The sequence below is a fragment of the Kribbella sp. NPDC056345 genome (assembly GCF_042262745.1).
Taxonomy (GTDB): Bacteria; Actinomycetota; Actinomycetes; order Propionibacteriales; family Kribbellaceae; genus Kribbella.
The window spans coordinates 68230-88704 of sequence record NZ_JBHJQQ010000021.1 but is presented as its reverse complement, the minus strand read 5'-3'; the positions used below and the strand labels follow the sequence as shown (position 1 = coordinate 88704).

The following is a 20475-nucleotide window of genomic DNA, read 5'->3' as shown; positions in this document are numbered from 1 at the left end:
CGAAAACCTCAACCCCCTCCGGGAGAAATCATGGGTCTCACCCTCGGCGCCATCATCCTCAATGTCCCCGGCACTGCCCAGGCCTCCGCCTTCTGGAGCCAAGCCCTCAACTACACCCCGGATCCCTCGAACCCCGACTTCCTGGCCCCACCCGACCGCGCCGCCGCCACCCGCCTGCACCTCGACTCCACCGACCGCACCCACCTCGACCTCTGGGTCAGCCCTGACACCACCGTCGACGCCGAGATCAGCCGGCTGGAAGCCCTCGGCGCCCGCCTCGTCGAGGACTGGACGTACCCGGAGGGAGCGGACTTCACGGTCCTGCAAGCCCCCGACGGCACCGTCTTCTGCATCATTCACCCCTGACCCACTGTCGATTTCCGCCGTCCTGCTCCCCACCACTCCACCCACGGACCTTCACGGCGCCTACCTCGTAGACCTTCCCGACCACACCACCACCCGCACCCTCGCCGACCTCCTCCCCTCCCCCTGCGAAATCCGCGAAGCCCAGGACGTCGGCATCCCGATCACCGCCTAGGCAGAGTTGTCGGTGGTGGATGGCAGGGTGCGGGGATGGAGCGTGTGGTGGATGTCGGTGAGGTGGAGCTGTTCGTTCGGGAGTTGGGGCAGCGAGGGGACGAGCCTTCACTGGTCGTGATGCACGGCGGGCCGGATGTGGGGCATGGGTATCTGGTGCCGGGGTTCGCGGAGGTGCAGCGGCATGTGGTGCTGTTCGACTTCCGGGGATGCGGGCGGAGCACGCGTGGGCTGCCTGACGAGCGGTTGCAACCGGAGTACGTCGTGGAGGACACGCGGCGGTTGATCTCGGCGCTTGAGCTCGGGCAGGTCGACCTGCTGGGGTTCTCGACCGGCGGGCGGGCGGCGATGCAGTTCGTGGACAAGCACCCCGCGCTGGTACGGCGGTTGGTGCTGGCGTCGACTTCGGCGTACGACGCTCGTGCGTCTCAGGAATATTTGGCCGGCTGGGAGGAGTACCAGCGGCGCGAGCGTCTGGCGAAGCCCGAGGAACGCAACTCGACCATCTTCGTCTGGGACCTCGCCAAGGCACCGGCGTACCTGGATCTCCTCAACGGTCTCGACAACGGCGACTGGAGTTACGAGCGCGCGATGGCCGGCCTGCAGCACCCCTGGTGTCCCGGCGATCCCGAGACGATCCTGCGCGATTTCGGCCGGCCGATCCTGATCCTGCACGGCGAGAAGGACATGGGCTTCCCCGTCCAGCTCGCCGAACGCCTGCACACCGCCGTACCGAACAGCCAACTCGCCGTCATCCCCGACGCCGCCCACATGTGCCACTTCGAGCAGCCGAACGTCTGGGCCCAGCACCTACGTGAGTTCCTGGCGTGATGGCCGGACCCCAGGCCCATCACAACTGGCCGTCACCAAGTCGTCCCCCGCTCCGACCGGACGTCCGACCGCAATTGTGATGGCGTGGCGGTCCGTCGTCACGGAAGACTCTCCACATGAACATCAAGCACCGCATGATCGTCTTCGACGCCGCGGACCTGGACGCCGAAAGCACCTTCTGGGCCACCTTCCTCGACGGCACCGTCGAGAAGTGGGGCGACCACTGGCACGCCATCTGGGTCGACGGCGGCTGGGCCCTCGGCGTACAACACTCCCCCAACCACCGCCCACCCACCTGGCCCGACGACGCCCAGCCCCAGCAGATCCACCTGGACCTCTACTTCGAAGGCCAACCCGCCCACACCGAGGCCCACACCAAAGCCCTCTCCCTAGGCGCCCGCCTCCTCAAAACAGGCGACCCCACCGCCCCCCGAGGCACCAACGTCTACTCCGACCCCGCCGGCCACCCCTTCTGCCTCTGCTGGCTCCCCGCACCGACCGAGTGACACCATCGGTTCATGAGCACCGGATACCCGTGCAAGCACTTCTCGATCGGACTGCCAACCGCCGCTGAAGACCAGTCCCTGACAGCCCTGCTCCAGCACGTCACGCAAACGCTGGGCGAACACGACTCCATCAGCATGGACGACCTGATCACGATCAGCTTCGGGACCGAGATCGGCTCGGACGCCATCACGCGCGGCTCCTTCACCGTCGTGTTCGCCGACCCGGAGAGCCGCCGCACGGAGTGAGCGCGTTGCCTAGGCGACGTCGGGGCGGGTCATCAAGGGGGTGGTCAGGAGGCGTTCGAGGGTGGGGCCGGTGAGGGGTACGCCGTTCCAGGTGGTGGTTGCGGTTGCTGTGGTGGGGTCGAGTTGCAGGCGGACTCGGTGGGGGGTGGTGATGAGCTGGAGGTCGGCGATGAACGTGTTGTCGTGCCAGGCTGCGGTTGCGACGATCGGGCGACCGAGTGGTGTGCTCTCCCGCCAATCGCCGTGGCCGGCTGCGACGCTTGGCCAGGAACCGAACCGCAGCAGCCAGCCGCCGTCCACGGGATCGACGACGACCGTCGTACCGTCCGGGAGTGCTGAGTTCTCGACGGAGGCGTCGATTGTCGCCTTGGCGGAACGCTCCGGGGCAACCGAACCCCGCACAGGCGTGAGGGACAGCTGCCGCAAACGCTCGGCGAGGATCTCGTCGTCCTCGGGGCTGTCCGGCTCGTCGAGACCGGGTAGCAGGAAGTCCCAGAAGATCCCGGGGATCGGCTGGCGCTCATCCAGCGACGACGTCACGGCGATGACGAGCTCATGCTCCGGGACGACCACGCACTGCTGACCGAAGGCGCCGTTCCCGAAGTAGCCGTGTCGCGACCGCCAGAACTGATAGCCGTACCCACAGAGGAAGTCCTCAGTGGCCCATTCGTCCTCGACCGGCAGGGTCTCGATGTGCCGACTCGTCGCGAGCTCCACCCACTCGCGCGGTACGAGCTGACGGTCACCCCACCGCCCGCCGCGCAGCAGCAGCTCCCCGAACGCAGCGACCGCCTCGGTCGGGAGATACAGCCCGTGGAATCCGAACGCGAGCCCGCTCGCCACCCGGTCCCATTCGGCGTGCTCGATCCCCATCGGCTTGAACAGCCGCTCGTCCAGAAACTCCGGGAGACCGCGGCCGCTCACGCGCTCCACCATCCGCGCCAGGATGAACGTGGTCGCGTTGTCGTAGGTGTGCCGCGTCCCCTCGGCCTCGGTGAACGGTACACGCAGGAAGCCCTTCACCAGATCGTCCGGCTCCAGCTCCCACGCCTCGCCGAGGCTGTCGATCGGGTGCCCGGCCGTCATCGACAGCAGGTGATGCACAGTGATCCGGCGCCCCTGCTCCGAGACATCGCTCGGAACATGGTCAGGCAGCACGTCCACCAGGCGATCGTCCAGCGAGAGCAAGCCGTCTGCGATCACCAGCCCCACGGCGATCGAGGTGAACGATTTCGTCAACGAGTACAGGAGATGCGGACGATCCGCCGAGTACGGCGCCCACCAGCCTTCCGCTACGACGTGCCCCCGCCGTACGACCATGATCGAGTGGAGCTCGATGGACTCCGCGGCGATCCGATCCAGCAGCGCGATGATCGAACGGGACGACATCCCCGCAGCAGCGGGCGTCGACCGTGGCAAGAGTGCGGGCATCCGTGCACCGTATCCGTCGCTAGGCCCGCGCGCACACCAAATTAGTCCCACTGAACGACAGCACCGCGAACCCCGCGCCTTCCAGCTCAGCCCGGAGCGCCGACGGCGTCAGGTGCCGGCGATAGGGCAGCTCGCCCCGATAGCAGATCCCCGTGACCGCGTCGTACCGGAGCTCCTCGCCGTACACGCGATCCACGTCGTACAAGGCGGTCGAGATCAGGTAACGCCCATCCGGCAGCAACCGATCCCGCACCCCGCGGAACACCGCGGCGCGATCCTCGTCCAGCACGATGTTCTGCAAGCAGTAGCTGTCGAGCACCACGTCGTAGCGCGTCTCAACCTCCGGCCACCGGCAAACATCCTGTACGCCGAAGTTGACCCGCACCCCACGCTCCTCCGCGAACCCCTTCGCCAGGGCAATCGCCACCGGGCTCACATCAACCGCATCAACCCGAAACCCCAGCCCGGCCAGAAAACAAGCCGCCGGCCCAGTCCCACACCCATACTCCAGAACCGCCCCACCTACCGGCAGCCCTGGAACCACCCCCTCGAGAAACCCTCGATTGGGAAAGTCCGCAAACCGGTCCCCACCCTCAAAAACCTCGTTCCACTGCGTCAGCCCCTCCCGCACCACCCGCCCATAAACCACCCGCGGCTCCACCTCGTAATAACGCATCCCTCCACGGTAGGCGGAGATCCTGTGGCAAGCTTCCGAATATGCAGAAGCCCAGCATCTGATGGGGATCCAGATCCACCCGACCACCAACTGGCAGTCGACGAGAACCACCCCGCCGCTCCCTGTACGACGCCCTCGCCGAGCAGGGTCCCACCGTCAACTACTGGTTCCTCCTCGACCGCTGAGCGGTTGTGGTTGGTAGGTTCGCAAGATGCTTGGATCTGTTGCGTGGCCGCCGGCGCCGATCCGGACTGAGCGGTTGGTACTGCGTCAGTCCGAGGGACGCGATCGGGCGACCATCATCGAGTTGCTGGCTTCGCCGGAGGTTGGGACGTACGTCGGTGGTGCGCAGGACCGGGATGAGCTGGAGCGGATGCTGCCTGAGGTGCCTGGGCAGCGGGCGGGCTTCTTCGTGGTTGACCTCGACGGCGCGGCGATCGGCACGGTCACGCTCAGTGGGCGCAACGCGGAGAGCCTCCACCCGGAGGCCGGAGGCACCGAACTCGGTTACCTGTTCCTGCCCGGCACCTGGGGCCGCGGCTACGCAGCCGAGGCCTGCGCCGCGGCGCTCGACTGGTTCGCCAGCGCCTGCCCCGGCGAGGCGGTAGTCCTCAGCACCCAAACGGCCAACGAGCGCTCGCTGCGCCTGGCCGCCAAGCTGGGCTTCATCGAGGTAGCCCGCTACCACGCCTTCGGTGCCGAGCAATGCCTAGCCAGCTGGAGTGGCCGTGTTCAACCATGAGCCTGCGGGGTACGAATGCCCGCTCTGCCTGGTCGCGTCCGGTGCGGAAGACGAGCTGACCAGCCAGCAGGACGTCGTACTGCGAACCGACCGAGCGACGGCTTTCGTCGCCTCCCGATGGTGGCCGAACAACCCGGGCCACGTCCTCGTCGTACCGAATGCCCACCACGAGAACCTGTACGACCTCCCCGCGCCCGACGGTCACGCAGTGCATGACGCCGTCCGAGCGGTCGCCATCGGCATCCGCTCCACCTACGGCTGCGCAGGCATCTCCACCCGCCAGCACAACGAGCCGGCCGGCTACCAGGACGCCTGGCACCACCACGTCCACGTCTTCCCCCGCTACCCCAACGACAACCTCTACAACACCCGCCCCCTACCAACCCCCGCCACCCGCCCCGACCGAGCCCCCTACGCCCACAAACTCCGCACCCACTTCGAACACCAAGGAAAATGATGGGCTCAGCAGGTGGTGCTCTTGTGCATGTCAATCCGATTCTGAATGTCTCGGATCTGCGGGCCAGTATCAGGTTCTACACGGAGGTGCTGGGCTTCGAGCTGCTTGGCACGTTCGGGGAGCCGGCGGACTTCGGGATCATCCGGTGGGACGAGCACGAGATCTATCTCTGTGTGAACGGGCAGGGACAGCGCGGCACATGGCTGGCGCTGTTCGTGAGTGAGCCTGCTGCGTTGTACGAGCGGCTGGTTGCCGGCGGGGCCGAGGTCTTGATGGCGTTGGCGGGGGGCGACGGGGAGTTTCGGGTTGCCGACCCGGACGGGCATGTGCTCCGGGTGTTTTCAGGCTCCCCGGACGCCTGATCCTGCGTTTGCTCCCCCGCCTGGTTTCGATCCAGGTCTTCGAGATTCAAAGTCTCGCGGGCTGCCGATTACCCCACGGGGGATCGTGGTTGCCGAGACAGTGTGCCATGAGTGGGGGCAGCCGGGCTGCTGAGGGGTTCCTTACCTACGGCTCCGTAGGTTACGGTTGCGTAGGTAAGCCGTCCCCTGACCGAGGGAAGAAAGCGATGACTCCACCCGCCGTGGCCGCGCCGGAGGCGCCTGCCCGCGCTGCGCAGGACGACGTACTCGACGTCGACACCGGGACGCTCGGGGGTGAGCAGAAGCACGTCTGGGAGCAGGTCGCGCTGGCGTTGTTCATCGGGATTCCGTTCCTGGCTGTGCTGGCGGCGGTGCCGATCGCCTGGGGCGGGTTCCTGGGGTGGCGCGACATCGTGATCGCGGTGGTGTTCTACACGGTGTCGGGGCACGGGATCTCGATCGGTTTCCACCGGTTGTTCACGCACAAGTCGTTCAAGCCGAACCGGCCGATGAAGTACGCGCTGGCGATCGCCGGTTCGCTGGCGATCGAGGGGCCGGTGGTGCGGTGGGTGGCCGATCACCGCAAGCACCACAAGTTCTCCGACCGCGACGGCGACCCACACAGCCCGTGGAAGTACGGGAACACGCTGGGTGCGCTGACCAAGGGTTTCTTCCACGCGCACGTGGGCTGGTTGTTCGACACCGAGCAGACTCCGCAGCGGCAGTACGCGCCGGATCTGCTGAAGGACAAGGACATCGTCCGGGTGTCGCGGATGTTCCCGCTGCTGGTGACGGTTTCGCTGCTGCTGCCGGCCGTGATCGGCGGGCTGTGGTCGTGGTCGTGGGAGGGCGCGTTCACCGCGTTCTTCTGGGCCAGCCTGGTCCGGATCGCGCTGCTGCACCACGTGACGTGGTCGATCAACTCGATCTGTCACACGATCGGTGACCGGCCGTTCAAGAGCCGGGACAAGTCGGGCAACGTGTGGTGGCTGGCGATCCTGAGCCAGGGCGAGTCGTGGCACAACCTGCACCACTCGGACCCGACCTGCGCGCGGCACGGGGTGCTGAAGGGGCAGCTCGACACCTCCGCCCGGACCATCTGGTTCTTCGAGAAGCTGGGCTGGGTGAGCGACGTCCGCTGGCCGGTCAAGGAACGGCTGGAAGCCCGCCGCGTGGACGACGCACGCCGTACTCTGAAAGCGGCCTGACCGTAAAACTCCCACCGGCGACACCCGAAATACGGCATGATGCTGACGTGATCTCGACGTGACGGAACCCAAACCGCGCCGCTCCGGGCGGATCCGGATGACCAGCGCCGAGCGTCGCGAACAACTCATCACGGTCGCCCGCGGCCTGTTCGCCCAGCGTGGGTACGACGCCACCTCGGTGGAGGAGATCGCGGCCCGGTCCGAGGTCTCCAAGCCGGTCGTGTACGAACACTTCGGCGGCAAGGAAGGCCTGTACGCCGTGATCGTGGACCGCGAGGTTCGCGCCCTGCTCGACGGTGTCACCCGATCGCTGACCGCGGGCCGGGCGCACGAACTGGTCGAGCAGGCGGCCCTCGCGCTACTGGACTACATCGAGCACAACTCCGACGGTTTCCGGATCCTGGTCCGGGACTCGCCGGTCGGCTCCTCGACCGGGTCGTTCATCTCGATCCTGAGCGATGTCGCCACCCGGGTCGAGCACATCCTGGCGGAGAACTTCAAGCGCCGCGGCCTGGACCCGAAGAACGCCCCGATGTACGCCCAGATGCTGGTCGGCATGGTCGCGCTCACCGGCCAGTGGTGGCTCGACGCCCGCCGCCCGCGCAAGCAGGACGTCGCCGCCCACCTGGTCAACCTCGCCTGGAACGGCCTTTCGGGGCTGGAGCCCAAACCGGTGCTGTCGACGCGACCGCATAAGTAGCGTCGGTAAGAACACGTAGTGGTGGCCTACCGACGACCGGTGTGACCTCCTGCAGGAGGGCGGGACGGTATACGTAGACGACTACTACGTGTCGTTGGCAACCGGGGTAGGACGCCGACATCCGACCGTGGCATGACTCCCGGCCCGGGGTCTGCGCCGTACGCTGGCCGGATGACGGGGTTACTGACCGCGCGGCCGCTGCCTGCGCGCAGCAAGGCGTTCGACCTGCTGTTCGCGGGCGCCCTGGGCGTGACGGCCGGCTTCCTCGGCCTCGCGCAGGCGAGGTGGGGCGGCGTGGTCGGGCTCGCGATGCTCGGCCCGCTGATCTGGCGGCGCACCCACCCCGAACTGGTCTTCTTCGGTGTCTCGGCGGTGGCCGTCCTGCAGTGGCTGGCCGCTGTCGAACTGCAGCCCGGCAACATCGGGCTGATCGTCGCCCTCTACGCGATCTCCGTGTACGGCGACATCCGGTTCAGCCGGATCGCGCTCGGTGTCGGCTGTCTCGGCGTGCTGATGGCGGTCTCCCGCTACTGGTCGAGCTCGGACTGGCGCCAGCAGGTGACCATGATGGTCGCCCTCGGCGCGCTCGTCTTCGGCGTCTGGGCGTTCGGCGAACGCCGCCGGACCAGAGGCCTGTACGTCGCTCAGCTCGAGGAACGGGCCGTCCAGGCGGAGCGCACCCGCGACCGTGAGTCCAAACTCGCCGTCTCCGCCGAGCGGACCCGGATCGCCCGCGAGATCCACGACGTCGTCGCGCACGGCCTGTCGATCATGATCGTCCAGGCCGACGGCGGTCTGTACGCCGCCGACCAGTCCCCCGAGGCGGCCAAGAAGGCGCTGGCCACGATCGGCGACACCGGCCGCGCGAGCCTGACCGAGATGCGCAAGATGCTCGGCCTGCTGAAGGCCGACGAGCAGAATGTGCTCGATCCGAACCAGCCGCGCCCCCAGCCTGGCGTCTCCAGCCTCCCCGAGCTGATCGAGAACGTCCGCGACGCCGGCCTCTCGGTCGACTACCAGGTCACCGGGACCCCGCGCGATCTCCCCGCGCTGCTCGGGCTGACGGCGTACCGGATCGTGCAGGAAGGTCTGACGAACACGCTCAAACACGCCGGGCCGGGAGCGCGCACGTCCGTCACCTTGGACTTCGGGCGCGAGATGCTGACCGTGGTGGTCACCGACGACGGCCGCGGCGGTGGCGTCGCCCCGAGTACCGAACCAGGTCACGGCCTGGTGGGGATGCATCAGCGCGCCTCGGTCTCGGGCGGTACGGTGAACGCCGGACCGAAGGCGGGCGGCGGTTACGAGGTGATCGCCAAGCTGCCGTACCACCTGCCAGGAGGAGGAACGCAGTGAGCGACGAAGACGTAATCCGGGTTTTCCTGGTGGACGACCAGGAGCTGGTCCGGGCCGGCTTCACGATGCTCGTGGACTCCCAGCCGGACATGCGCGTGGTCGGGCAGGCCGGCGACGGCGGTGAGGCGGTCGAGAAGATCTCGGTGACCGCGTGCGACGTCGTACTGATGGATGTCCGGATGCCACGGCTGGACGGTGTGGAGGCCACCAACCGGCTCCAGTCGTTGCCGAAGGCACCGAAGGTGATCGTGCTGACCACCTTCGACCTGGACGAGTACGCCTTCGCCGCGATCAAGGCCGGCGCGGCCGGCTTCCTGCTCAAGAACACGCCGCCGGCCGATCTGCTGTCCGCGATCCGCCAGGTGCACTCCGGCGACGCCGTCGTCTCCCCCAGTACGACGAAGCGCCTGCTCGAGCATTTCGCCGGGGCTCTCCCTGATTCGGGGGTCGAGCGACCCGATCTGGCCGACCTGACCGCCCGTGAACGCGAGGTGCTGGTCGAGGTGGCCCGCGGCCTGTCGAACACCGAGATCGCCAAGCTGTTCACGTTGTCCGAGGCAACCGTGAAGACGCATATCGGCCGCATCCTGGCCAAGACCGGCCTGCGGGACCGGGTCGCGCTCGTCGTCCTCGGGTACGAGACCGGGCTGGTCCGGCCGACCAAGTAATACCCAGGTACTACACGGAAGACGTTCCCTGGTCCGACGTACCGGGCGGCCGGTTTCACTACCTTGAAAACCATGGCAGGGCGGGCCTGTCGATGGAACCAGGGAGTGACATGAGTTTGCAGACCGGTGAGCTTGCGGCAGGGCGGCTGCCGCAGGACGGGATGCCGCGTACGGCGATCCGCGCGCACGAGCTGCGCAAGGTGTACGGACAGGGTGACACTGCCGTGGCCGCGCTGGACGGTGTCTCGGTCGACTTCGCGGTCGGCAACTTCACCGCGATCATGGGTCCGTCCGGCTCCGGCAAGTCGACGCTGATGCACTGCCTGGCCGGCCTGGACACACCGACCGGCGGTCAGGTCCTGCTCGGCGAGACCGAGCTGACCCAGCTCCCGGACTCGGAGCTGACCAAGATCCGGCGGGACCGGATCGGCTTCGTCTTCCAGTCCTTCAACCTGCTGCCGATGCTGTCCGCCAAGGACAACATCCTGCTCCCACTCGAGCTCGGCAGCCGCAAGCCCGACCAGCAGTGGCTGGCCACACTGGTCGACGTGCTGGGGCTGGCGGACCGCCTCACGCACCGTCCCTCGGAGCTGTCCGGTGGTCAGCAGCAGCGGGTCGCCGTCGCGCGGGCGCTGGTCGGGCGGCCCGAGGTCGTCTTCGCCGACGAGCCGACCGGCAACCTGGACTCGCGCTCCGGCGCGGAGGTCCTCGGCTTTCTGCGGCGATCCGTGCGCGAGTTCGGGCAGACAGTGGTGATGGTGACCCACGACCCGCTGGCGGCGTCGTACGCCGACCGCGTGGTGATGCTCGCCGACGGCAAGCTGGCCGGCGAGCTGTACGACCCGAAGCCGGAGACCGTTCTCGACGCGCTGCGCCAGCTGGGGGCCTGACGTGCGACGTTCGCTCCTTTCTTCGTTGCGTGCCCACATGGGACGCCTGGTCGCCGCCTGTCTGGCGATCGTGCTGGGGGTCGGCTTCGGCTCCCTGGCACTGACTGCGCACAGCTCCGCATCACACGGCATCGACGCGACGATCGGCGCGCAGTACAAGGGTGTCGACGCGTACGTGTACCCCGACCGCGAGTCGATCACGCCGGCCATGGTCACCAAGGTGAAGGCGCTGCCGCAGGTCGCGGAGGTGGTCCCGTCGGCGACCGCCTACATGGAGACCAGTTTCCCGGGCCTGGTCCGCTCGGTGTCGCTGCCGATCGACGCGCTGCAACCCAGCACCCAGATCGCCTCCCCCGGTACGACGGCCGGTAAGTTGCCGACCGCAACCAACGAGATCGCGCTGCCGAACAAGCTCGCGGCCAAGCACAACGTGACGCTGGGCCAGTCGCTGCGGATCACGTCGTACGAGAAGAAGTCCTGGACCGTCAAGGTCGTCGGGCTGATCGACGACAAGAGCGCGTTCGGCCAAGGGGCCGCCGTCGCCACGCAGGCCGCGGTGAAGGCGTTCGAGCCGGACGGTTACATCCAGGGGATCAAGATTGCCGGCAAGCCCGGCACCGATCCGCAGGTGCTGGCCGATGCCGTGCAGACGGTGCTGCCAAGCGGCGTGCAGGCCTTCACAGGCAAGGCCTGGATCGAGCACGAGGTGAAGAACTACACCAACGGGATCGACGTCCTGGGTGGCGTGTTCGGCATGTTCGCCGTGATCGCGCTGTTCGTGGCCTGCCTGGTGATCAGCAACACCTTCACCATCGTGATCGCCCAGCGGACCCGCGAGATGGCGCTGCTGCGCTGTGTCGGCGCATCGAAGCGGCAGGTGTTCTCCTCGGTACTCGCCGAGGCGACCGTGGTCGGTGTGATCGCCTCCGCGATCGGTGTGGTCTTCGGGGTCGCACTGTCCGCACTGGCGCTGGCGCTGTCCCGCGAGTTCGACTGGGGGATCCCGCCGGTCTCGCTGCACCTCGACCTGCTGTCGATCTTCGTACCGCTGCTGCTCGGCACGATCGCCACGATCGCGGCAGCCGTCGTACCGGCCCGTCGGGCCACCAAGGTTGCGCCGCTGGCCGCGCTCCGGCCGGACGTCGCACCGGCGGCCGCTTCGAAGCGTGGCGTGTTCCGGCTGACCCTCGGCTTCCTGCTGCTCGCCGGTGGCGGCGCGCTGCTGGGACTCGCGGCAACCGATCACAACGTGCTCATCGGCGTCGCCGGTGGCGTGATCTCGTTCCTCGGGGTCCTGGCGGTCGGCACGCTCCTGGTACCGGCGCTGATCCGGGTCCTCGGCGCCCTGCCGGCGCGGACCGGCGTCCCGTCCCGCATCGCGGTTGCGAACGCAGTCCGGAACCCGAAGCGTACGGCGGCCACCACCGCGGCGCTCCTGATCGGCGTGACGCTGATCAGCCTGACCTGTGTCGGGATCGCCTCGGTCCGCAAGACGTTCGACGTGTCGATGGACGGGCAGTACCCGGTCGACCTGATGGTGATGACCTACAACGAGAAGATGCCGGCCGGTGCCGACCAGCAGCTGAAGGCCATCAAGGGGATCACCCAGGTCTCTCCGATCCACAAGGTCAGGGTGAAGTCCAAGGGTGAGGAGTACTCGGTCACGGGTATCGACCAGGCCACGGCCGGGTCGGTCATCCACAGCCCCGCGCTGGTCGAGAAGCTGAAGCCTGGTACGGCGTTGGTCGACTACAGCACGCTCGAACGGCTCGGGCTGAAGGCTGGTTCGAAGGTCACCATCGTCTCCGGGAAGAACAAGCTCACGGTGACACTGCAGCTCGGACTCGGTCTGGATCCGTTCAACCTGACGTCGACGGATCTCGCCAAGCTGGCGCCGACCGCTCCGATCAGCGGGTACTGGCTGGCCTCGGATCCGAAGGCAGACGGCTCGAAGGTCATCGAAGACGTGAACCAGTCCCTGCCGTCGCTCAAGGAGCTCGAGGTCAGCGGCGGACTGGCCAAGCGATCGGCGTACACACAGATCTTCGACGTGCTGCTGGCTGTCGGCATCGGTCTGCTCGGGGTCTCGGTCCTGATCGCCCTGGTCGGTGTGGGTAACACGCTCAGCCTGTCGGTCCTGGAGCGGACCCGGGAGAATGCGTTGCTGCGGGCAATGGGTCTGACCCGGCGCCAGCTGCGCAGCATGCTCGCGATCGAATCGTTGCTGATGGCACTGGTTGCCGCCGGCCTCGGGATCGCGCTCGGGCTGGTCTACGGCTGGACCGGGACCAGTGCACTGATGGGTGGTCAGACCATCGACGGCAACGTCGAGTACGCCGTACCGGTCGGACTGCTGGTCGCGATCGCGACGATCGCCGCGGTGGCCGGTCTGCTCGCCTCGGTGCTGCCCGCTCGCCGGGCCGCCAAGGTCGCCCCGGCCGGTGCGCTGGCCACGGAGTAAGAGCTAGCGGCTCGCCCGGCTTGAGGGGGCTGGGCGAGCCGCTGTACTACACGAACTCGACCCGGTTCCCGTGGCCGTCGGCGGTGTGAAAACGCCTTCGGCCCGGGATCGTTTCGTTGTCCCAGGCAACTGAGTAGCTGCTGGCTTCGAGTTTGGCCGCGAGCGTGTCGAGGTCGTCGACCTTGAGTGCTGGATGGGCCTTGCGAGCCGGGCGGAAGTCTTGTTCGACGCCGATGTGGATCTCGGCGTCGCCGGCGCGGAACCAGCAACCGCCGCGGGGTTTGAGCAGTTCGGGCTTCTCGATCTCGGTCATCCCGAGTGCGTCGCGGTAGAACGCGCGGGCGACATCCTCGCCGCCGGGCGGGCAGGAGACCTGCACGTGGTCGAGCTTCATCGCTTCTGCGCTACGGCGAAGATCCGGCGGAACGGGAGGAGTGTGCCGTAGTCGCGTTGCGGATAGGCCTCCGCCAGGCGAGCGCCGTACTCGGCCTCGAATTCCTGACGCAGCTCATCCGGCAGGGACTGCAGCACCGGCCGCGCGCCGGTCCCCTTCACCCACTCGAGTACGGCGTTGTCGCCTCGGAGAAGGTGGAAGTACGTCGTCTCCCACGCATCGACCACACAACCCTCGGCACTCAGTACGTCGACATAGTCGCCCGGGCCGGGGACGTCGGGGCGCAACGACCGGTCGCGCGCGAACTCGGCGTACGGGTCCTTGGCGGCGAGTTCACGAAGGATCGCGTGCGAGGGCGCGTTGCCGTTGCCGGGGATCTGGATCGCGAGCCAGCCGCCGGGGCGGAGTGCCTTGACGAAGCCGGGCAGCAGGTCGAGCTGATCGGGGATCCACTGCAGGGTTGCGTTCGTGACGATGACGTCGATACTGCCTTCGGGGGCCGACCAGTCGTGGACGTCGCCGAGCTGGAAGCTCAGCCGGTCGTCGGCGAACTCCTGCGCGGCCTCGATCATCTGCGGCGAACTGTCGACGCCGACGATCGTTGCCTCCGGCCAGGATTCGCGCAGGGTCGCGGTCAGCCCACCGGGACCGCAGCCGAGGTCGACCACGGTGCGGACGTCGTCGGCACGGATCCGGCGGACCAGGTCGGCGAACGGGCGGCCGCGCTCGTCGGCGTACGTGCCGTACTGCTCGGGGCTCCACACGGGTGACGTGCGCATGTTGCACCTCTTCCAGCTGATTTATCTTGATGTCGAGATATGTTAAGCATCCGAGGTCTCTTGATGTCAAGAGTCTTGATGGCGTACGCTCGCAGCTATGGAAGACGAGGTCGACCGGCTGCTCGAGGCCTGGCGCCGGGAGCGGCCGGACCTCGACGTGTCCCCGATGGAGGTTCTGTCGCGGGTCAGCCGGCTCGCGCGGCACCTGGACCGGGCACGCAGCCAGGCCTTCGAGACGCACGGGCTGGAGTCGTGGGAGTTCGACGTACTCGCGGCGCTCCGGCGGGCGGGATCGCCGTACCAGCTGTCTCCCGGGAAGCTCCTGAAGGAGACCCTGGTGACGTCGGGGACGATGACGAACCGCGTCGACCGGCTCACCGCACGCGGTCTGGTCGAGCGGCTTCCGGATCCGGCCGACCGGCGCGGCGTACTGGTTCAGCTGACCGATGCCGGGCGGGATGCGGTAGATGCGGCCATGGCCGATTTGCTCGCGCACGAGCGGACACTGCTCGGTTCGATCAGCGCGCGGGACCAGACCCGGATCGCTCAGATACTGCGCGAACTCGTGCGGCCGTTCGATCTGGAAAAGCACTGACTTTTTGTATACACGGTCCGCCACAGTGCGTCGCCATTCTGCACAACCACGCCCCGTCACTTCGCATCTCCCGAATCGTTGCTAGTTGCAACGAGATCGAGAGACTGCTGTAGCGGAGGTCTATCGACAGTGAGTGACCGAGGCCACTAGGGTCCTTACTGTCGGTGGTTATTCGACTACAAAACGTTAGTACAAACGGTGACTTCGGCGGCTAGAGGTGGTTCGCCGAAAGCGGTCGTGTGGTGTCCGGGGCTCGGGGCCCGGACAACGGCGACCGGCACGGGGCCCGCTCACCCAAGGTGTCGCGCCCTCCGAATCACAGGGGATCGGAGGGCGCGACACCTCATTTCCGGCCTTTGATCCGGGGGTGTTCTATTCGGCGCGTTCGGCGGCTTCGAACCAGAGTGTTTCGAGTTCGGAGCGCTCGTCCCCGAGCTTGCGGAGCTCGGTGTCCAGCTCGGCGAGGCGCTCGTAGTTGCTCGCGTTCGCCGCGATCTGGTCGTGCAGCTTCGCCTCGGACTCGGTGATCTTCGCGATCTGCCGCTCGATCCGGTTCAGCTCCTTCTTCGCCGCCCGCGCCGCGGCCGCGTCGACCGGCTGCTGCTGTTCGGCTTGCGGGGCTTCCGCGGTCTCGACCGGCTTGGCGTCGGTACGGCGGGTGACCCCGGCATCGAGGTCCTCGATGTACTGGTCGACGCCCCGCGGCAGATGCCGGACCCGGCCGTCGCCCATGATCGCGTAGACCATGTCGCTGACCCGCTCCAGGAAGTACCGGTCGTGCGTGACGGTGACGACGACACCCTGCCAGCTGTCGAGGAAGTCCTCCAGCACGGTCAGCGTCTCGACATCCAGATCGTTGGTCGGCTCGTCGAGGATCAGCACGTTCGGCTCGTCCAGCAGGATCCGCAGCAACTGCAACCGCCGCCGCTCACCACCCGACAGATCCGAGATCCGCGTCGTCAGCCGATCCCCGGTGAACCCGAACCGCTCCAGCAACTGGGAGCTCGTCATCTCACCACCGTGGCCGGCGAGCGCCGCCGTACGCTTGATGGCGGTGATGTGGTCGAGGACGGTCACCGTCCCGTCGACCTCCTCGAGGTGCTGCGACAGGTTGGCGACGCGAACCGTCTTGCCCTGCTTGACCTTGCCGTGGTCCGGCGGCAGCAAGCCGGTCAGCACCTTCAGGAACGTCGTCTTGCCGGCCCCGTTCGGCCCGAGCAGTCCGATCCGGTCCGCCGGCCCGAGCCGGAACGTCACGTGATCGAGCATCACCCGATCACCGAACTTCAGGCTCACGTCCTCGGCGTCGAACACGTCCTTGCCCAGCCGCGCCGTCGCGAGCTTCGACAGTGCCAGCTTGTCCCGCGGCTCCGGCTCGTTCTCGATCAGGGCGTTCGCCGCATCGATCCGGAACTTCGGCTTACTCGTCCGGGCCGGCGCACCCCGCCGCAGCCAGGCCAGCTCCTTCTTCAGCAGGTTCTGCCGCTTGACCTCACTGACCTGTGCGCTCCTCGAGCGCTCGGCCTTCGCCAGGACATAAGCGGCGTACCCACCGTCGTACGACGAGATGTTGCCGCCCTGCACCTCCCACGTGTTGGTGCACACCGCGTCCAGGAACCACCGGTCGTGGGTCACCACGATCAACGCCCCGGCCCGATCAACCACATGCTGCGCCAGCCAGTTGACCGCCTCGATGTCCAGGTGGTTCGTCGGCTCGTCCAGCACCAGCAGGTCGACCTCGGTCATCAGCAACCTGGCCAACGAGGCCCGCCGCCGCTCCCCACCACTCAGCGTGCCCACCTTCGCCTCAAGGTCGACCTCACCCAGCAAGTGCTCCATCACCGACCGTGCCCGCGGATCCGCGGCCCACGTATAGGTCTCCACATCCCCCAGCACCGCATGCAGCACGGTCTCGTCCGGGTTCAGCTCATCGGTCTGCCCCAGGTACCCCAGCCGCAGATCCCGCATATGCGTGATCCGCCCACTGTCCGGCTCCTCACGCCGCGCCAGCACCGACAACAACGTCGACTTCCCGTCCCCGTTGCGCCCCACGACACCAACCCGGTCCCCCCGCCCCACCCCCAGACTCACGGCATCCAGCAACACACGAGTCCCGAAGCCCTTGGACACAGCTTCCAGGTTGACCAAATTAGCGGCAGCCATAACCGCCCCACCCTATCCGACGCCCCCACCCCGCCCGCACAACCGCCCACCCCGCACAGAAGAACGGGTACTAGTCGTCGCCGGCCTCGTCACCAACCAGCAGTACCTCGCGATCACCAAGACGGCACGACTACCGGGACGCGGACCTCCAGGCCATCACATGTGGGGCCCAACCGGCCGGCTCACGCTCACGAAGCCCGGCCTTGGTCATTTGTGATGGCCTGGGAGTCCGCTCGTGCAGACCTGGTCCAGCGGCTCGGCCGGGTTCAGGGTCAGGCGAAGGACGAAAGCCGAGTCGGTGAAGACGTGGTACGGCGGGTCCTCGGTCCAGCCGCTGGGAAGGGGATCGGTTCGAGGCGGGAGAACGGCTAGCGGGTGACCGAGGCGGGGAGGATTCGGGCGCCGGGGACGGGGGCTTCGGCTTGGCGGACCATGCGGCAGAGGCCGGATTCGGCGAGTTCTACGGCTAGGTCCACGGCGGAGCGGGAGTCGGCGGCGAGGAAGAGGCAGGTGGGGCCGGAGCCGGAGATCATGGCGGCCAGGGCGCCTTGGTCGAGGCCGAACTGGAGGGTGTCGCCGAGTTCGGGGCGTAGTGACAGGGCTGCAGCCTGGAGGTCGTTGCTGAGGGCAATGGCGAGGGCTTCGGGGCGGCCGGAGAGGAGGGCGGACATGAGTTCGGGGCGGACGTGGGGTGGTTCGACGCGGCGGATCGGGCGGAGGCGGTCGAGCTCGGTGTAGACCGCGGGGGTGGACAGGCCGCCGTCCGCGATCGCGAAGACCCAGTGGAAGACGCCGCGGGACATCACTTCGGTGACCTGTTCGCCGCGGCCGCGGCCGAGGGCGGTGTGGCCGACGAGGCAGAACGGTACGTCGCTGCCCAGCTCGGCCGCGAGGCCCTGCAGCTCGGTCTGCGACAACTGCAGGCCCCACAGGCGGTTGCAGGCCACCAGGGTCGCGGCGGCGTCGGTCGAGCCGCCGGCCATGCCGCCCGCGACCGGGATGGTCTTGCGGATGGTCAGTTCGACGCCTTCTTCGACGTCGTACTCCGCCTGCAGCAGGCGGGCCGCCCGGACCGCGAGGTTGGTGTCGTCGGTCGGTACCTCGTCCGCGAAGTCACCGCTGATCTCGACCGAGATCGCCGGATCGTCGTCCCGCAGTACGGCGGTCACGTCGTCGTACAGCGCCACAGCCTGGTAGACCGTGGCCACCGGGTGGAAGCCGTCCGGCAACGGCGGACCGACCGACAGACCCAGGTTGATCTTGGCCGGCGCTCGCACCGTGACCTCAGCAGAAGGTGGCACGGGCACAGGCTAGGGCATCACGATGCAGAGACGGAGTGACGTGCGCCGGCCAGTGCGGCGAACTCGGCGATTCCGAGCATCTCGCCGCGCAGTCCCGGGTCGATGCCTGTGATGCGGAACACCTCGTCGAGCTGGGCGCGGTCAGGCATCCACCGGGCCAGCGCCGAGCGGACCGTCTTGCGGCGCTGCGAGAAGGCTCCCTCGATCACCGCGAACACCTCCTCCCGCGAGGCGGTCGTCGATGGGGGCTCACGGCGCTCGAAGGCAACCAGTCCGGAATCGACGTTCGGGGCCGGCCAGAACACGTTCCGCCCGACCGGACCGGCACGCCGCACCTCGGCGTACCAGGCAGCCTTCGCGGACGGTACGCCGTACGTCCGCGAACCGGGCCCGGCCGCGAGCCGGTCGGCGACCTCGGACTGAACCATCACCAGCCCGTGCCGCAGCGACGGCGAAACCCGCAGCAGATGCAGCAGGACCGGTACGGCGACGTTGTACGGAAGGTTGGCCACGCACGCCGTCGGCGAACCGATCTCGGCCGGGGTGACCGTCATCGCGTCCGCCTCGACCACGGTGAACGCAGCGGCTTGATCGGGCGCGTACGTCGCGATGGTCGACGGCAACGCGGTTGCCAGCACCGGGTCGATCTCGACCGCCGTCACCCGGTGGCCCTCGGCAAGTAACGCCAGCGTCAGCGAGCCGAGCCCCGGCCCGACCTCCAGCACGGTCTCGCCGTCGGCGGACAGCTCTGCGGCCCGAACGATCCGGCGGACGGTGTTCGGGTCGATGACGAAGTTCTGGCCGCGCTGCTTGGTCGGGCGGACGCCGAGCGCGGCGGCCAGTGAACGCACTTCCGCCGGACCGAGGAGTCTCGGTCCGGCGGAAGTGGATGAATCAGACGAGGTCACCTCGTCAGTCTCGCAGAAGGTTGTCAGGCCTTCTTGCCGCAGACCGGCCAGTCGGCGTAGCTACCGCGCGCCGCGCGAACCTTCTCGGCGATGGCGATCTGCTGGGTCTTGCTCGCCAGGTGGGCGTTGGGCGCGTACGTCCGGCCACCGTAGGCGGCCCAGGTGCCGCTGCTGAACTGCAGACCACCGTAGTACCCGTTACCGGTGTTCGACGCCCAGTTACCACCGGACTCGCACTCCGCGATCCGGTCCCAGACGCCGGTGTTACCGCTGGCCGGCGGCTCCGGAGCCTCGGGCTTCGGCTTGGTACCGACCGTGACCTGCTCGTCGACGGCCTCGGTGAGCACCTTGCTGGTCACGACCTTGGTGGCGCTGAGCTTGCCGTCCAGGTACGTGTACAGGTAGGTGACGGTCTTCGAACCGCTCTTGCCCGGCGCGGTGACCTTCTTGGTGCCTTCGGTCAGCGTGGCGGACTCGGTCTTGTCCGTGCCATAGGCGATCTTCTCGTTCTTGGTGACCTGCTTGAGGTCGACCTTCACGAAACCGATCGTGTTCACACCCGACTTGAGCACCGTGGCCGGTGCGGGGGTGATCTTGTCGTCCTTGTCCCACGCGATCTTCGCGGCGGTCAGGGCCTCACCGACAGTCGTTGCCATCAGCTTCGAGGTCGCTGCCTTGCCCTGCCGGACGATCGACACGGTCTTCGGGGTCTTGACGACCAGGTCCAGCCCCTCGCGCCCGATCGGCGCGCTGCGGCTGGTGGAGAAGAACGCCGAGCTGTCGTACCGCAGACCCAGATCGGCGAGTGCCTCGGTCACGGTGTCGGCCGTGGTCCAGAAGGACTTCTTGACGCCGTCGGCGTTCACGGTCAGCTGGCGGCCGTACTGCACCGCGATCTCCTGGCCGTCCTGCAGCTTCGCATCCAGGGCCGGGGCAACCACGTCGTGGTCACCGACCTGAACTTTCTCGGCCTTCAGGGCGTCGGAAACGGTGGAGCCGAAGGTGTGGACCTTCTGCACCTGACCGTCGATGGAGAGAGTGACCGTCTTGCTCTTCGCGGCGTAGGCGACAGAGCCACCGATAACGGCGAACGCTGCTGTCGCGCCGACTGCCGCGATGATGGACTTACGCACTAAAGCTCCCAGGTAGGGCTACCCGGGCACGAGGTGGGACAGCACAGGCACCGGCAGCGATGTCCGGACTGGAGGTCCGGCTACCACGGTCGACGCCGAGGGGCGTGCTGTCCGGCATCTTCCCCGATCCC

The 20475-nt window shown here is 67.7% G+C and carries 22 protein-coding genes; 14 read left to right on the top strand and 8 right to left on the bottom strand.

What is annotated here, in order from left to right:
- Positions 1 to 30: 30 nt before the first annotated feature.
- The 4 genes from ACFCV3_RS40170 (at position 31) to ACFCV3_RS40155 (ending at position 2120) form a co-directional block, all read left to right on the top strand.
- Entirely contained in the window at positions 31 to 366 is a 336-nt protein-coding gene (locus tag ACFCV3_RS40170; protein ID WP_376040059.1) for a VOC family protein, read from the top strand.
- 207 nt (positions 367 to 573) lie between these two features.
- Complete coding sequence (locus ACFCV3_RS40165; RefSeq protein WP_376040056.1) at positions 574 to 1368, top strand: alpha/beta fold hydrolase; 795 nt, start codon at positions 574 to 576, stop codon at positions 1366 to 1368.
- 116 nt (positions 1369 to 1484) lie between these two features.
- Complete coding sequence (locus ACFCV3_RS40160; protein ID WP_376040053.1) at positions 1485 to 1874, top strand: VOC family protein; 390 nt, start codon at positions 1485 to 1487, stop codon at positions 1872 to 1874.
- Positions 1875 to 1886: 12 nt separating this feature from the next.
- Entirely contained in the window at positions 1887 to 2120 is a 234-nt protein-coding gene (locus tag ACFCV3_RS40155) for a hypothetical protein (protein ID WP_376040051.1), read from the top strand.
- A gap of 9 nt (positions 2121 to 2129) precedes the next feature.
- On the opposite strand, the gene ACFCV3_RS40150 is transcribed toward ACFCV3_RS40155, so the two are convergent.
- Together ACFCV3_RS40150 and ACFCV3_RS40145 are read right to left on the bottom strand one after the other, a co-directional pair.
- Entirely contained in the window at positions 2130 to 3551 is a 1422-nt protein-coding gene (locus ACFCV3_RS40150; RefSeq protein WP_376040049.1) for a serine hydrolase domain-containing protein, read from the bottom strand.
- 19 nt (positions 3552 to 3570) lie between these two features.
- Positions 3571 to 4227 (bottom strand): class I SAM-dependent methyltransferase, encoded by a 657-nt coding sequence (locus tag ACFCV3_RS40145; RefSeq protein WP_376040046.1) that lies wholly within the window; start codon positions 4225 to 4227, stop codon positions 3571 to 3573.
- Between the two features lie 211 nt (positions 4228 to 4438).
- Between ACFCV3_RS40145 and ACFCV3_RS40140 the strand changes: the two genes are divergently transcribed.
- From ACFCV3_RS40140 to ACFCV3_RS40100, 9 genes are all read left to right on the top strand, one after another.
- Positions 4439 to 4969 (top strand): GNAT family N-acetyltransferase, encoded by a 531-nt coding sequence (locus ACFCV3_RS40140; protein ID WP_376040043.1) that lies wholly within the window; start codon positions 4439 to 4441, stop codon positions 4967 to 4969.
- Positions 4956 to 5426: an HIT family protein gene (locus tag ACFCV3_RS40135; protein ID WP_376040040.1), complete on the top strand. Its 471-nt coding sequence runs from the start codon at positions 4956 to 4958 to the stop codon at positions 5424 to 5426. The genes ACFCV3_RS40140 and ACFCV3_RS40135 overlap by 14 nt, the downstream gene beginning before the upstream one ends.
- Positions 5427 to 5449: 23 nt before the next feature.
- Entirely contained in the window at positions 5450 to 5788 is a 339-nt protein-coding gene (locus tag ACFCV3_RS40130; protein ID WP_376040038.1) for a VOC family protein, read from the top strand.
- Positions 5789 to 5994: 206 nt separating this feature from the next.
- Positions 5995 to 6996 carry an acyl-CoA desaturase gene (locus tag ACFCV3_RS40125; RefSeq protein WP_376040035.1) on the top strand — a complete coding sequence of 334 codons (1002 nt, stop codon included), beginning with the start codon at positions 5995 to 5997 and terminating at the stop codon, positions 6994 to 6996.
- A 58-nt stretch (positions 6997 to 7054) separates the two neighbouring features.
- Positions 7055 to 7696 carry a TetR/AcrR family transcriptional regulator gene (locus ACFCV3_RS40120; RefSeq protein WP_376040032.1) on the top strand — a complete coding sequence of 214 codons (642 nt, stop codon included), beginning with the start codon at positions 7055 to 7057 and terminating at the stop codon, positions 7694 to 7696.
- 171 nt (positions 7697 to 7867) lie between these two features.
- Positions 7868 to 9052 (top strand): sensor histidine kinase, encoded by a 1185-nt coding sequence (locus ACFCV3_RS40115; protein ID WP_376040029.1) that lies wholly within the window; start codon positions 7868 to 7870, stop codon positions 9050 to 9052.
- Positions 9049 to 9720: a response regulator transcription factor gene (locus ACFCV3_RS40110; RefSeq protein WP_376040027.1), complete on the top strand. Its 672-nt coding sequence runs from the start codon at positions 9049 to 9051 to the stop codon at positions 9718 to 9720. Before ACFCV3_RS40115 ends, ACFCV3_RS40110 begins: the two co-directional genes overlap by 4 nt.
- 161 nt (positions 9721 to 9881) lie before the next feature.
- Entirely contained in the window at positions 9882 to 10610 is a 729-nt protein-coding gene (locus ACFCV3_RS40105; RefSeq protein WP_376040094.1) for an ABC transporter ATP-binding protein, read from the top strand.
- Between the two features lie 37 nt (positions 10611 to 10647).
- Positions 10648 to 13071: an ABC transporter permease gene (locus ACFCV3_RS40100; protein WP_376040025.1), complete on the top strand. Its 2424-nt coding sequence runs from the start codon at positions 10648 to 10650 to the stop codon at positions 13069 to 13071.
- A 46-nt stretch (positions 13072 to 13117) separates the two neighbouring features.
- Here ACFCV3_RS40100 and ACFCV3_RS40095 read toward each other — a convergent pair whose 3' ends face one another.
- Both ACFCV3_RS40095 and ACFCV3_RS40090 read right to left on the bottom strand, forming a co-directional pair.
- Positions 13118 to 13465, bottom strand: coding sequence for a VOC family protein (locus tag ACFCV3_RS40095; protein WP_376040022.1), 348 nt, complete (start codon positions 13463 to 13465; stop codon positions 13118 to 13120).
- Entirely contained in the window at positions 13462 to 14244 is a 783-nt protein-coding gene (locus ACFCV3_RS40090) for a methyltransferase domain-containing protein (protein WP_376040019.1), read from the bottom strand. The genes ACFCV3_RS40095 and ACFCV3_RS40090 overlap by 4 nt, the downstream gene beginning before the upstream one ends.
- A gap of 97 nt (positions 14245 to 14341) precedes the next feature.
- Here ACFCV3_RS40090 and ACFCV3_RS40085 point away from each other — a divergent pair, with 97 nt between their 5' ends.
- Positions 14342 to 14839 (top strand): MarR family winged helix-turn-helix transcriptional regulator, encoded by a 498-nt coding sequence (locus ACFCV3_RS40085; RefSeq protein WP_376040017.1) that lies wholly within the window; start codon positions 14342 to 14344, stop codon positions 14837 to 14839.
- A gap of 372 nt (positions 14840 to 15211) precedes the next feature.
- Here the strand turns inward: ACFCV3_RS40085 and ACFCV3_RS40080 are convergent, their stop codons facing one another.
- The 4 genes from ACFCV3_RS40080 to ACFCV3_RS40065 all read right to left on the bottom strand — a co-directional run bounded on the left by ACFCV3_RS40080 (position 15212) and on the right by ACFCV3_RS40065 (position 20344).
- Positions 15212 to 17002, bottom strand: a complete 1791-nt coding sequence (locus tag ACFCV3_RS40080; RefSeq protein ID WP_376040015.1) for an ABC-F family ATP-binding cassette domain-containing protein — start codon at positions 17000 to 17002, stop codon at positions 15212 to 15214.
- Between the two features lie 368 nt (positions 17003 to 17370).
- Positions 17371 to 18309, bottom strand: coding sequence for a 4-(cytidine 5'-diphospho)-2-C-methyl-D-erythritol kinase (locus tag ACFCV3_RS40075; RefSeq protein WP_376040013.1), 939 nt, complete (start codon positions 18307 to 18309; stop codon positions 17371 to 17373).
- Positions 18310 to 18320: 11 nt separating this feature from the next.
- A complete protein-coding gene (rsmA, locus tag ACFCV3_RS40070) occupies positions 18321 to 19154 on the bottom strand; it encodes a 16S rRNA (adenine(1518)-N(6)/adenine(1519)-N(6))-dimethyltransferase RsmA (RefSeq protein WP_376040010.1) in 834 nt (277 codons plus the stop codon).
- An 80-nt stretch (positions 19155 to 19234) separates the two neighbouring features.
- On the bottom strand, positions 19235 to 20344 hold the full coding sequence (locus ACFCV3_RS40065) for a ubiquitin-like domain-containing protein (protein ID WP_376040009.1): 1110 nt from the start codon (positions 20342 to 20344) through the stop codon (positions 19235 to 19237).
- Positions 20345 to 20475: the final 131 nt, after the last annotated feature.